Genomic DNA, 12,901 nt, shown 5'->3' with positions numbered 1-12,901 from the left:
TTGTTGAAGCTCGTTTCAGCGAAAGGTTCCTGAATCAGGCTGAGGTGACGGCTGCAAGCTGCGAAGTGTTTTGGGGCTAGATACTTGGTGAAAGCCTGCGGCTATGGGGTCAACTGCGTAGAGCGTATGCTCCGCCGAAAGAGCTCCTGGTAAAACAGGTGTGCCTCTTCTTCGATGGAATGAATCAGCTTCCGGCTTTTTACGATCTCTCTGCTCCGATGGCGTCCGATTTCGAAGTTCGCTGCAAAATCCAGCTGCTGGACGATCGCGAGTTCTTCGGAAACCACGGTACGCAGTTCTCTTAATTTGGCGCTCGTGACGACGTCTTGTTGCAAGGATAGGTTGACCTGGCGAAGGCGCTCGAAGGTCTTGAGCAGAGCGTCGCTACTTCTTGTTGGCCACAGCTGATCAAACACAACCCACATAACGAGGATGCCAAGCGCCACGCCTATGACGCGGTCCCGGGCGGGAGCAATCTGGGTAGCTGGGCCGAATCCTGGCAGTGCGGTGAGGAAGAAGCCGAACGCAATCTGAACGCCAACGTATCCGATACGAGGGCTACGCATAACCCAGGCAGAGAGAAAGCAGACAGGTGCGAGGAGCACGACCAGAGATGTGATGGAGTCCATGTTGGGGAAGAAGAGGGAGACCGCAGAAATGCCTAAACAGCCTCCCAAGGCTGCACCGGTGAATCGGTATAGCTGCTTCTGCTTCATCGCACCGGTAGTACTTAGTCCAGTAAATAGAACCGTAACGACGCAGGTCAGAATTCCAGGCCATGCGATGGCGTTGTAGAGGATATAGCACGTCATGGCTGATAGCGTGAGCTTCAGAGCGTAAGTGATCGCATCAAAAGAAGCCAATGCTCCGGCGTGGAACAGAGGCACTGCTGCCTTATTGATCTCCTGCTGTTCCTCTTCGGGCACGGACAAAATGCCTTGTTCGACGTCGGAGTATTGCTTCAAGTGGAGATACAGATTGGAGCCGCTAGAGTTACTGTCGAACATTTCTTCTGACGGAACGGACACCTTATTGAGAATCGAGCGGCAAGCTGCAGCAAGCTTTTGATACTGTTCGCTCGATATGACTCTTCCTGTTTGGGCCTGTTGAGAGAACCCTAAGATGGAGCTTGCCTGCAAAATCCGATTCATCAACTCAATACGAAATTGAACTCCTATAGGAGCGTGTTGGCTGTCGAAGGAGTAGCGTAGCTTATCGTAGAGCTCGTGGAGCCGAAACTCTGATCCGTTTACGTATTGAAGAAGAAGATGATGCGTCTGTTCGAACTTGCTTGAACTGCCTCTGGTCTGGCCGTTTGCCAGCTGAGTGAAGTAGAGCTCCAGAAGCTCAAACCGGCGATCGAACTCCTCCTTCAGGTCTTTGCTTGGATGCCTGGTTCCAAATAAGTATTCGATAACGGTTGCTGAGGTGAGGACGATGGCAAAGGACGCCAGGTTGTAGAGACAGGCTTGAACATTCGCATCGGAGCTACGGTGCGAATCCCAGAACGCCATAAAGACAAATCCGTAGAAGCCAAAGATTGTCCAGAAGAGTGGCTTTGTGCTCGTGACCATGCAGAAGGCTGCCACGAACACAATGGTCATGATGCCGAGGAAGCGTGCAACCTCAGACCCGTCGGTCAGCTGTACCCATGTGAGGGTTACGGCTGCAGCAAGCGCTGACCCGATGAAGATCTCAAGACCAACGCGAAAGGTTAGGCCTGGACGTTCACGCTGCATCAAGAGCAGAAGTGCTCCTGATAACGCGATGCCAGGTGTGCGCAACGTCATCGCCAGCACTACAGCCAGCAACATGCCGAGCATGTCTCTCAAACTGCCTGCTGTACGCCCTTTGTAGGGCGTAAGCTCTTCGCGAAGTAGTTCCTGCGAGCGATGAGCGCTGAAGGGTTTCATGGCTTACCGTATGACCGTGATGGCTGTTGCCCCGATACGGAACATCTCAGGATCGGGATTGGTTACGCGAATGCGGACAGGGAAGCGAGCAGACAGATGCACCCAGTTCAGGGTTCGGTCAACGTTGGGAAGGCCGTTTGCCGTCGCTCCATCTTCGGGGAAAACGCCGCGGCCAATACTGTCGACAACACCATCAAATCGGCGGTCAGGATGCTCCATCAGATAAACCTGTACATGCATGCCGGGTTTGATTCGTTTCAGCTTTGACTCTCGATAGTTTGCAAGAACCCACCACATGCTTGTATCGACGAGCGTAAACATGGGTGTCCCCGGATGAGCGTATGCACCCTGTGAGATGTTCATGTTGACGACATAGCCGTCGAACGGCGCACGCACGCTGCACCATGCGAGGTTGAGTCGTGCCTGTTCGATCTTTGCAGCCTTATTAGGGCGTTGCGCCATCAGTGTCTCAAGCGTATCGACGGTGTGGACGGCCTCGCCGAGCTTTGACTGCGACGCCTGAAGTCCTGCCTCTGCAGATTGCTTGGAAGCCTGCGCCATGGACTCTTGCGCCTGTGCCTGAAGATGCTGCGAGGCTGCCTGGTGAGCATTCTCCTGAGCTACTCGCAGGGCTGTCTGTACCTGATCCACCTGTTGCGTGGTCACATAGTGCTTAGCGAGAAGGGGAGCGATTCTGTTGTAGTCGTTCTGCGCAAACTTCAGTTGAGCTTCTGCTGCACTTTGGGCTGCAACAGCTCTTTCGACCGCCGCCTGTGCCGCCTGATAGTTGGCCTGTGCCGCGCTGATACCACTTCGCGATCCTGTAACGCCGGCCTGTGCCGCACCGACTGCACTTTGCTCGGTCGCGATGCGGCGACGCTCATCGTTGATCTGCCCTTCGAGCATTGCCTGGTCGGCTACGGCTTGATCCAGTGCGTACTGGTAAGGCCTCGGGTCGATCTGGAAGAGAAGGTCGCCTTTGTGAACTGCCTGGTTGTCTTGCACCAGCAACTGCACGAGCCTGCCCTCTACTTCAGGAGCGAACGCAATAGTGTTCGCTCGCACCGTAGCGTCGTCGGTTCGCGGATGATTGTCTACCTGAAAGACGGCAAGGCAAAGGGCCAGCAGTGCAAGTGCAACGATGCTGATGCCTAGGATTCGTCCTGCTTGTAGCCGTTGTTTCGTGTCGAATGTCATATGGAGTCCTTACTCATTAAGCAAAGATGCAGAGCCAAAGCAGGCAGGTGAACAGCAGTGTCATCGCCGGGTAGATGATGGCTGGGTGTCCAATCGAATGGAGCATACGAAGACGACGGAGCACTACGTGGGCAAGCGATGTCAAAAGTACCGCTAACGCTAACGAGACCATCCAACCGGGAAAGTAAGACCCAACGATTTCTATGTTTGGGTTGCGCGCACAGCCGCATAGGGTCGATGTAAGCAAAAGCGCCACAAGGGAATATTTCGATTTCATGGATGAACTCCAGTTGCTCCAGACGGATACGAAGTGAAGCTACCGATGGCATAACCCAGCGCAGAAGCGCTTTGTTGTCGATGAGCATAGGCTTTTACAGAGGCTAACCGAGCCTGGGCAAGCTGCCGCTCAGCCTCCACAACATCGACTAGAGACCTCACTCCATACCGAAAAGCGTCAAGGGAGGAGTCATAGGATGTCTGCGATGCTTTGAGGTAGCTTTCAGCCGCACGTTCCTGTTCGAGCGAGGTGTGGTATTCCACATAAGCGTCCCAGACCTGATGTGTTACCGCGTCCTGGGCTTCGCGCTTTTCTTCCGCAGCGGCACGAGCCTCAGCGTTTGCGGACTGAACATTGTGTTGGCGTGCTCCGTTAAACACGTCCCAGCGCAACTGCACCGCTGCTGACCATGTTGAGACGCTGGCGTTGCCTAGCTCGCCATAATCTGCCGTTGGCCATAGCGATGTCTGGCCACCACTTGCCTTCAAAGAAACAGCGGGTAAGTATTGCGAATGGGCGTTACGCGCCTCAGCCTTTGCAGCCCGTAGCGCTTGCACTTTAGCGAGAAGGTCGGGACGGCTCTTCCAGGCCACATCGAGATACTCTTCGACAGGCTTGTCGAACGCCTCAGCATTGCCTGTTGATGGTGGCGCTATCTCTATTCTGGTTGTCGGCTCGATACCGAGGGTTTCCGTGAGTGCCAACTTCGATTTCTCGACCTCACCTGCGGCGTTTGTCAGGGAGTAGGCCGCTTCGGCCGCGCCAGCATCAGCATTCTGGACATCGGGCAGAGTGGAGCGTCCCTGATCAAACTGCGATTGCGCGTTGCTAGAAAGTGTCTTCGCGGTCTCCAGAATATCTTTGGCTGCAGCCAGCTGTGCAGCAGCTTCCTGGGCCCGATAAAAGGCGATCGCTGTGTTGAATGCAATCTGTTGATGCACGCGGCTGAGGTGCAGCGTCGAGGCGATTTCGTTAGCCTGACTTGCCGTGATGCGTGGTCGGCGCCCGAAGTCCAGAAGGCTGTAGTGCAGCTCCATTTGGGCGACGGCTGCTGGCTCTTCAACGGTGACATAGCCGATTGGAGCGATAGGTTTTGGGAAGGGAACGATCACGCGAGCGTCACTGCCTTCGGCTACAAAGGTCAACAAGGGCAGGTACTCTGCTTTTGCTATGCCTGCCTGCTCCGCGCTGCGCTTGGCCTGTTCCCATGCTATTCGGCCTGCTGGGCTGGCGGACTCTGCGATGTCGATGAGTTCGGGAAGCTCATAAACATGGCTATCGTCGAGTCTGGGGATGGCAGGCGTGTAGCGCGCTTCGTGCAGGCAACGCGCAACCGCCCTTTCGTTGATCACCGAGGTACAACCTGTCGCTGCGGTCGTCGCAGCTGAAGGCGTTTGCGCAACGGCAGATGCCAGAGCCACTGTACCCAAAGCGATGGTCAGCATCAGGCTGCGGGAGCTATGCGAATTAGAGAGCGAATGAGTCATAATGTGTACGCCGTAAACATCTCTTGTGATCGAGTATACGGCGTACGCTGAAAAGCGTACAGTGTAAACGCGAGGGCGTAAGATATATTTATGGTCGTATCCAGACAAAGCGAACGGGGGCATGCTTCGCCATTACGGCAGCGAATTATTGAAGCAGCCGCAACGATCTTCAGGGATGAGGGCTATGACAATCTCTCGATGCGGCGTGTCGCTCAGGCTGCTGGATGTTCCCAGATGGCAGCTTACCGACATTTTTCAAACAAAGAGGCGCTGACTCAGCATCTTTGTGCCCAGCTTTATACAGACTTCACCGAGCGTGTTTTTCAGCGTATGGATCCGGCAAAAGATGCCGAAGCGCAACTGGGAGTCTTTATCGCGACGCTGATCGAGTTTGCCGTTGCGTATCCAGACCACTACTCGTTGATCTTTCTGGTCCGCCATACCGACGCAGAAGTGATCGCAGAGCGAGAACAACTGGGGGAGAAGTTCCTGGCTGTTATTCATGAGTTGATTCGGAAACTGTTGCCTGAGGAAACGCCGGCGAGCGAATCGAATATACGGTTACGTCAGGTCGTCATGTGCCTTCATGGCGCGGCTGCTCTTCTTATCGCGCACCCGAAGGCATATGGGCTGACGAAAGCTCGCGCGATCCGCGAGACGCAGGACAGCGTCGCGCGGATCTTAGCGCATTAGATAGCAGTAGCCGCAGCGGCGTCTGCGTGGAGCTTACGAGCCCGCCAAAGAGCTCCTTCTGCTGGTGAGACGGCTTCTGGAATAGCGATAGCTTCTGGGTGTATCTGGTGGATGTACTGCATCACCGCGTCCTGCATCGCCTGAAACTGTCCCATGACGCTACCGGCAAAAGCGATTTGCGGCACCCATGTTTCGTGGCGCATTGCTTTGCTCAATCGGCCGAGAACGATATTTGCCGTTTGGGCCAGGGCAGAGGCTTCTTTCTCGATAACGCGTTGCGCTGTGCGATCTCCTGCGTGGTGGCAGCGAGCGACGATCGTGGAGAGTTGAGAAAGATCTGGACCAGGCTGCGCGTTTGCGAACTCGACAAGCTCTTCCAGGCGTGACAGACCCCAGAATGATTGAATCTCGTTCAGCATCAGCGAGACATACCCTTCATCGAGATCGCGGAAGCATTCTTCCAAAGCTGTTTGTCCGAGCCTGTGCCCTGAGCCCCAGTCTGCAAGGACGGGACCCCAGCCCCCGGCGGTGCTGATGTTGCCTGAACTATCGCGACCGGCAACGTTGGATCCGGTGCCAGCCAGTACCAGTACGCCCGGGCCGCCGAAGAACGCAGCGTCGAGTGCGATGGAGACGTCTTCTACAACAAGTAGCTGGCCGCCAACGTGCTGGGGAAAAGCTTTCATCAACCAGTCATAGACCAGTGGGACGCTCGATCCCGAGGAGCCGACACACGTAGCCGCAACCTCGCGCAGGTTGATACCGCTTTGCTCCTCGAGGCTGCGGAGCCCCTCGAGTAAGTTTTGCGTAGCCGTTTCTTCGCTGACACGCAGACGCTTCAAGCTGCCGCTGCGCGAGGTCGCCAGCGGCTTGTTTGAGTCAGCAAGTAGATAGTCGGTCTTGGTGCCGCCAACGTCCACGGCGAGAAAGTAAGGCATGCAATGCTTCCTATTCGACGATGACTGCTTTTACGAGATTGCGAGGCCGGTCGACATCAATGCCTGCCTGCACCGCCATGTAATAGGAGAATAGCTGGTAGACGATGACCTCAGCAAAAGGCAGCAGAGTCTCATCGAGCGCAGGCACGCGGAAGGTGTGTGCTGCGAGCGCGTTGACCGATTCATCACCTTCAATCGCGGTGCAAACAATCTTCGCGCCCTGCTCATGCATATCGCGCATCAGCTGAATGGACTTTTCGTAGCGCTCGACAGAATCCTCGTCGTTACGATCGACCGTCGCAATCATGACGAGCGGCGTGTGATCGCTTACAAGAGCATTCGGGCCATGCTTGAGTTCTCCACTCGGGTAGCCCTCTGCGTGGAGATAGGATGACTCCTTCAACTTCAACGCACCTTCGCGAGCGATGGGGTAGTGCAGCCCGCGACCGAGGAAGAGATAGTTTGCGTATGGCTTGTTGTCTCGCGCAATTTGCTCTGCGGCTTCCTGCCATGCCTGAAGATGCTCGCGCACGATCGCAGGAAGAGCTTCCAGCTTGCGAAGTTGTGCGCTGATCTCGGCAGCACTCATCGTTCCGCGAACTTCAGCGGCGAGAAGGGCGAGCAGTTGCAGCACGAGCAGCTGAGTTGTAAAGCTCTTGGTGGCAGGAACCGCACGTTCCTTGTCTGCAAGCGTGGGGTACGACACCGTCGCTTCGCGCGACATGGTTGACGTCGGCACATTTGTGACGGCAAGCGTGCGTTGACCAGCCTTCTTGGCGCGACGCAAAGCCGCAAGCGTATCGGCTGTTTCGCCTGATTGAGAGATGACCAGCACCGAGGCGTTCTTGAGCGAGCGGAGGTTGCGGAAGCAGTACTCGCTGGCATACTCGACGTCCACAGCGATGCCGCTCAGGTCTTCAAACAGTAGTTCCGCGACCATGCCTGCGTGGCGACTCGATCCGCTCGCGGTGATCAGGATTTCGCCGTTTGCCTGGCTTAGCCACTCACGTGCAGCAGCGTTTGTGTCTGTCCGGAAGGCACCGTCCTGAACGTAGTGGCTGAGCGTGAGAGCGAGAGCGTCGGGCTGCTGATGGATTTCCTGCAACATCCAGTGCGGGAAGTGAAGCGGCTGATCAAGAGTGGACATAGCGTTCCTCAAAATGATTGTTTTTGCCTGATACGTTCATTATATTGCATGTATGTGTATTCTGTGAGTACAGTAAATGAAAGTTCTTTCGGAAAGTTTGAGCTATGTCCCAAAAAACTGATCGTCGCGAAGAGCTGATCATGAAGGAACTTCTGGTACGCGGGACGATGAGCCTTGCCAGCCTTGTGGAGGAGTTCCGCGTAAGCGCGCCCAGCATTCGACGCGATTTAACACGGCTTGAGGCGAGGGGCCTGGTGCGGCGCACCCACGGTGGCGTAACGCTGATCGAACCCATGCTCTATGAGGCCTTTCGATACGACACGTCATATCAGGCGCGTGAGCTTCGCTTTGCCGTTGAGAAGCGCTTGATCGGTGTGGCTGCAGCAGAGATGGTTTTTGAAAAAGAGACTGTCGGGATTACGGCAGGGACGACGGCCACGCAGGTCGGCAGGGCATTGAGGCAACGGAAGAACATCAGTGTTGTCACCAACGCGCTCAATATTGGGATGGAGCTGTGCAACCAGACGGAGATTCGCACCACGATCACCGGCGGGCTGCTGGCATGGCGTTGGACGTTTGCGATGGCCGGGCCGTCAGCAGTAGAAGCGTTGCGCGACATCTTCCTGGATAAGGTTTTTCTCAGCGCCACAGGGTTTGATCTGAAGCACGGTGTAACAACGCTGGAGTCTGAAGAAGCGTTGGTCGCTCGCACGATGGTGGAACACTCCAGGCAAGTGATTTTGATCGTCGACTCTTCGAAGTGCGGTGTGGTCAGTCCATCTCGCATCTGCGCAACCGCTGACGTTCACCATCTGATTACGGACCGGGGACTGTCGACTGAGAACCGTGCTGCGTTTGAAGCGGTCGGTATCGAAGTGCATATTGTGCAGGACGAAATGTAGAAATGCAGTAGCTGCTTCGAGCGGACGGGCCGCATAAGCCTTCCGGCAAATATAAGTTGAGGTCGTTTATGACGCAGGTCGTGGGCAGTCAGATGAGCCGGGCATCGAGCTTCAGGCATTTCCTTACCTTCATCGCCGGGCTCGGAGGCCTGCTCTACGGCGTTGATATCGGCATTGTTTCGGCCGCGCTGCTGTACCTTGACAAGACGATCAACTTGTCGGTAGGGCAGACGTCCTTGATCGTCGCGGCTGTTCTTGCGGGGAGCACCTGCTCGTCGCTCGTTGCTGGAATGCTTGCCGACTGGTTTGGTCGTCGCACCATGATGACGGCCAGCGGCCTGCTGTTTGTCCTGAGTGGCGCGCTCATCGCGTTTTCCCACTCCTTCACGACTCTGTTTCTGGGGCGCCTTATTCAAGGCTTGAGCTGCGGCGTTATCGCTGTTGTCGTACCGCTCTACCTTGCAGAATCCCTGAGTGCAAAGAGTAGAGGCCGCGTCTCTTCGATCTTTCAGTTGATGCTTACGATCGGCATTGTGCTGGCTTCGGTGGTTGGCTGGTTTTACACCCGTCAGGCTGAAGGCTCGATAGTTGCGGCGCATGGCAACGTTCTGCTGATCCATGCCGCGCAGGACCATGCCTGGCGCAGCATGTTCCTTTCGCTGATTTATCCCGGCCTGCTTTTCTTCGCAGGCTCGCTCTTCCTCAGCGAAAGCCCACGGTGGCTTTTCAAACGTGGGCGCCGTGAGGAGGCCTTCCAGGCCCTGAGCCGTAATAGCTCCGAGCAGGAAGCTGAGTTGCAGATTGAGGAGATGACCACGCTTGCGTCGCAGGACGAAAAGGAGAAATCGTCTGGCGAGACGGGCTCACTGCTGCAGCGGCGTTATGTTCTGCCGTTTCTACTGGCGTGCGTCATCCTGATGTGCAATCAGGCGACGGGGATCAACTCGATCCTGAGCTATCTGGTGGTGATTCTCAAGCAGGCTGGTATGACTGCGGAGCGTTCGACACAGCTTGACTTTGTCCTGAAGCTCCTCAACTGCATCATGACGGTTGTGGCCGTAATGCTGATTGATAAGAAGGGACGCCGCTTCCTGCTGATGATCGGTAGCGCAGGCATCATCATCGCGTTGACCACGGGAGCCATCACCTTCCGTCAGGCTGAATCGAAGCGCACGGACATGGCCGCACAGGTGCAAGCTGTGGTGCACAACAATGCCGTGGATTCAAACCTGAAGGCGTTTACGACATCTTCTCAGCCGATGGAGATGATGGTTTCCTACAACTACGGTGATGGGAAGAAGATGGCAGCCGTACTCAGCACGGAGAATAACGGGGCTTTGAAGATTGCTCCTGCTGATGCCAAGTCCCGTTCCCTAGTAATCGAACACGCTTGGCTGGGTCCTATTCCCAGCGAACGCAGCGGCAATCTTATTGCGCTATGTATCGCGTTCTTTATCGCGTCGTTCGCTGTTGGCCCCGGTGTGGTTGTCTGGCTGACACTCTCTGAACTGATGCCGATGCGCATTCGTTCGAACGGCATGGGCATCGCTCTGCTGCTGAATCAGGGTGTCTCCACGGCGATTGCAGGAGTCTTTCTTCCAGTAACAGGAAGCTATGGATACGCCGCCATGTTTGGCTTCTGGGCGCTGTGTACCGTGGTTTACTTCCTCACCGCAGTGTTCTTTTTGCCGGAGACCAAAGGCAAGACTCTGGAAGAGATTGAGATGTCGTTTCGAGGAAACGATAAGAATCTGCAAGCAAGCTGATTTGTTCGGCGAGGGGGGCTCAAGGTATGGCCGGTTGCAGATAACCAGCTACACTCCTTACGCCTTGAACGTTTGGCGGCCTTTCGTCTGATCTCTGTAAGATGGCGATGGAGTCTGGAAACCCTGTGAGCAACGACGTCATCGATAGCCCCCAAAATCCTTCATCCAAACCGCAAAACAGCTCGTGGCTGGTTGGTTTTACGGGGTTGGTCTTCATCCTGCTGCAGAGCGCCTGTACTGCCGTCATGGCGATCAGCGGTGTGCGCGTGCTCATCGGTTTGAGTGCGTTGGCGGCAGCTGCGGGGCTGCATCGCCCTGCGGGAGGTTTTCACCGGGACGCGATTCGCATTCCCATGATGCTGATCGCCGTTGGGGGATCGCTTGTGAACCTCTATGTCATCTGGCGGATTCGCTCCTTGCGTGCGCGGCCTTCTTCGCAGTGGCGTGTGCAGCCCGCGACGGCTTCGACGAAACGCAAGGAGGCCCTTCAAATTTCTCTAGCGATCATTACTCTGGTGCTGGTGGCCGCGGAGTATCTGACACATCGCATCGTCCACGGAGTTTAGCCTGACGGATCAGGGACTTTGTCGTCAGATGTGAGTTCCGATTGCAAGCGCGCATGAAGCCGCTCGCTATAGCCGACGGGCAACTCAAAGACACGATCGTCCCCGGTCAGGATGAGAATATTGCGCGTCGAGTCTAGAATCGCCGAGCAAATCTCGCAGTGCTCCAGATGGCGCTGCACCAACTCCTTCGTCTGAGCATCGAGCGAGCCGTCGAGGAAGTCGGAGAGGTAGTTCCAAACGTGTTTGCACTCTATGACCACTGGAACCACCTCCTCTTTGGATTCAACTGCTTCAGCCCGGGCACTAATGCTTTCTGCATCATCAGTCGTGCGCGGTGCAACCGTACCTTGGCAGACGCAAGGCTGATTTGCAGCGTTTCAGCGACTTCCGCGGTACTGAGTTCTTCCACGTCGCGCAGGACGAAGACTTCGCGATAGATCACAGGTAAAGCGGAGATTGCTTCTTGAAGCAGCAGGCGAATCTCTTGCCGCTCGAGTGCCTGCGAGGGAATTTCTTTCCAGTCTCGCAAGAGTTCCGGGGCCACGGCGCCGGGGCTATCGGGCTCCTCGTCGATGGACTGCGTCGGCATGGTGTTCTTGCTGCGGATGCGACTACGAGCTTCGTTGAGCGCGATGCTGATGAGCCAGGTACCAAATCTGGCTTCGCCGCGAAAGCTGGCGAGGTTGCGGAAGGCGCGGAGGAAGGCTTCTTGCGCGACATCTTCTGCGTCGGCTTCGTTGCGAAGCATGGAGAAGGCCATGAGGTAGACGCTGCGTTCGTAGGGCCGGATGAGCTCGTGGAATAACAACGACTCGCCAGCCAGAATCTGGCTGATGAGTCGCTGCTCTTCTTCGAGTTCTGGCTTCTGCGTCATGGTCAGGCGGTTGCGTCCTTGAATCGCTTAGCGACTAAGGTATCAAGCGAGTAGAGTCCAGCGCCGAAGAGGAGCACGATAAGCGAGGCGAAGAGGAACGTGAACGGGTCGGCAACATAGAACTTGCCTGGATCGGAAAAGATTGAGGTGAAAGCGGCGCGGTCGGCGGTCCAGTAGGCGACGAGCATATTGAAGGTCATCAAGAGTGCGATGACACGGGAGCCAAGACCGAGGATGAGCAGAATGCCACCGAAGAACTCCAGGCCGGCAATGAAGTGTGCGTTGACAGAAGGGAATGGGATGTTGAGCGTGCTAAAGTAGTCGACGATCTTCGCGATGTTATGCATCTTGCCCCAGCCGGTCTGGGCAAACTGCCAGCCCCAGTAGAGACGGATCGCGAGCAGGAACGGCGATTGCAAATAGTTGAGATAGCGGACCAAGCGGGTGTAAGCCTGCACAAGGATCTTCATAGTTCTCAATCTCTTTTCTGGAGAAAGCTGCCTACTGCTCCGGCATACCGCTACGGACCCTTAGAGAGGCATACCGTGAAAACGTTACAGAACAGTTTTCAGACCTCGGTGCCGTCGTTTATTCCTTTGTGGAGCGTTTTGGATACGGCAAGCTGCTGGCAGTATCCAGAAACCAGTTGAAGCGAGGCGAGTCATTTTGGGAACGAAAAATTCTTTGTAACCTGCTCGCCAAAATGGACTCCAAGGGGGCAGTATGGGCGAGTCGTAAAAAACTTGCTTTCTTGCAATCCAGCAGATGATCTGCTGCGTTTTGTTTGCATAACGGGTTTTCGTTTCACAACCACCAACGCTCCGTGCTCGAAGCGCGTGGCCTAACCGAACTGAAAGGTCCTCATCTCTATGAAGAACTCTACAAAGTCGCTCGCACTTGCAGCAGCAATGACTGGTCTCCTCGGCGGCACCGCCCTCCGCGCAAATGCGCAGCCCACCCACACAGCTCCGGCTGTCGGCGTTCTCTTCTCGCAGGATGCACCTGCTCCGGAAAAGCACGCTTGCAAGGGCAAGAATGCCTGCAAGGGCCAGGGCGGCGGCGATGCCAAGCACGCTGGCAAGAATGCCTGCAAGGGTAAGGGCGCTTGCGCAACCGACGGCTCTAAGAAGTAACTTTCCTC

Annotated in this window: 13 protein-coding genes; 5 read left to right on the top strand and 8 right to left on the bottom strand. The window is 55.7% G+C overall.

The features are described 5' to 3' along the window. Positions 1 to 101 precede the first annotated feature (101 nt). The 3 genes from PW792_08540 to PW792_08530 form a co-directional block, all read right to left on the bottom strand. Complete coding sequence (locus PW792_08540; protein ID MDE1161979.1) at positions 102 to 1,913, bottom strand: FUSC family protein; 1,812 nt, start codon at positions 1,911 to 1,913, stop codon at positions 102 to 104. A gap of 3 nt (positions 1,914 to 1,916) precedes the next feature. After that, entirely contained in the window at positions 1,917 to 3,110 is a 1,194-nt protein-coding gene (locus PW792_08535) for an efflux RND transporter periplasmic adaptor subunit (GenBank protein ID MDE1161978.1), read from the bottom strand. Between the two features lie 273 nt (positions 3,111 to 3,383). Beyond that, positions 3,384 to 4,874, bottom strand: coding sequence for a TolC family protein (locus PW792_08530; GenBank protein ID MDE1161977.1), 1,491 nt, complete (start codon positions 4,872 to 4,874; stop codon positions 3,384 to 3,386). Positions 4,875 to 4,964: 90 nt separating this feature from the next. On the opposite strand from PW792_08530, the gene PW792_08525 reads away from it, so the two are divergent. Continuing rightward, entirely contained in the window at positions 4,965 to 5,567 is a 603-nt protein-coding gene (locus tag PW792_08525) for a TetR/AcrR family transcriptional regulator (GenBank protein MDE1161976.1), read from the top strand. Here PW792_08525 and PW792_08520 read toward each other — a convergent pair. Then, positions 5,564 to 6,505 (bottom strand): BadF/BadG/BcrA/BcrD ATPase family protein, encoded by a 942-nt coding sequence (locus PW792_08520; GenBank protein ID MDE1161975.1) that lies wholly within the window; start codon positions 6,503 to 6,505, stop codon positions 5,564 to 5,566. The genes PW792_08525 and PW792_08520 overlap by 4 nt on opposite strands. A 10-nt stretch (positions 6,506 to 6,515) precedes the next feature. Then, on the bottom strand, positions 6,516 to 7,652 hold the full coding sequence (locus PW792_08515; protein MDE1161974.1) for an SIS domain-containing protein: 1,137 nt from the start codon (positions 7,650 to 7,652) through the stop codon (positions 6,516 to 6,518). 104 nt (positions 7,653 to 7,756) lie between these two features. On the opposite strand from PW792_08515, the gene PW792_08510 reads away from it, so the two are divergent. The 3 genes from PW792_08510 (at position 7,757) to PW792_08500 (ending at position 10,886) form a co-directional block, all read left to right on the top strand. After that, a complete protein-coding gene (locus PW792_08510) occupies positions 7,757 to 8,554 on the top strand; it encodes a DeoR/GlpR family DNA-binding transcription regulator (GenBank protein MDE1161973.1) in 798 nt (265 codons plus the stop codon). A 68-nt stretch (positions 8,555 to 8,622) separates the two neighbouring features. Beyond that, on the top strand, positions 8,623 to 10,320 hold the full coding sequence (locus tag PW792_08505) for an MFS transporter (protein ID MDE1161972.1): 1,698 nt from the start codon (positions 8,623 to 8,625) through the stop codon (positions 10,318 to 10,320). A gap of 125 nt (positions 10,321 to 10,445) precedes the next feature. Then, the gene (locus PW792_08500; GenBank protein ID MDE1161971.1) at positions 10,446 to 10,886 is read left to right on the top strand and encodes a hypothetical protein; all 441 of its coding nucleotides are present in this window, start codon (positions 10,446 to 10,448) and stop codon (positions 10,884 to 10,886) included. Here PW792_08500 and PW792_08495 read toward each other — a convergent pair. Genes PW792_08495 through PW792_08485 form a run of 3 tightly spaced genes read right to left on the bottom strand, consistent with a single transcriptional unit; the run spans position 10,883 to position 12,230 of the window. Beyond that, positions 10,883 to 11,146 carry a zf-HC2 domain-containing protein gene (locus PW792_08495; protein MDE1161970.1) on the bottom strand — a complete coding sequence of 88 codons (264 nt, stop codon included), beginning with the start codon at positions 11,144 to 11,146 and terminating at the stop codon, positions 10,883 to 10,885. The two genes, PW792_08500 and PW792_08495, sit on opposite strands and share 4 nt — an antisense overlap. Beyond that, positions 11,137 to 11,760, bottom strand: coding sequence for a sigma-70 family RNA polymerase sigma factor (locus tag PW792_08490; protein ID MDE1161969.1), 624 nt, complete (start codon positions 11,758 to 11,760; stop codon positions 11,137 to 11,139). Before PW792_08490 ends, PW792_08495 begins: the two co-directional genes overlap by 10 nt. A gap of 2 nt (positions 11,761 to 11,762) precedes the next feature. Further along, on the bottom strand, positions 11,763 to 12,230 hold the full coding sequence (locus tag PW792_08485) for a DoxX family protein (GenBank protein MDE1161968.1): 468 nt from the start codon (positions 12,228 to 12,230) through the stop codon (positions 11,763 to 11,765). Between the two features lie 399 nt (positions 12,231 to 12,629). Between PW792_08485 and PW792_08480 the strand changes: the two genes are divergently transcribed. After that, a complete protein-coding gene (locus tag PW792_08480) occupies positions 12,630 to 12,893 on the top strand; it encodes a hypothetical protein (protein ID MDE1161967.1) in 264 nt (87 codons plus the stop codon). Positions 12,894 to 12,901: the final 8 nt, after the last annotated feature.

This window comes from Acidobacteriaceae bacterium (assembly GCA_028283655.1).
In the GTDB taxonomy this organism is placed as follows: domain Bacteria; phylum Acidobacteriota; class Terriglobia; order Terriglobales; family Acidobacteriaceae; genus Granulicella.
This window is presented reverse-complemented; position numbering and strand designations above follow the sequence as displayed.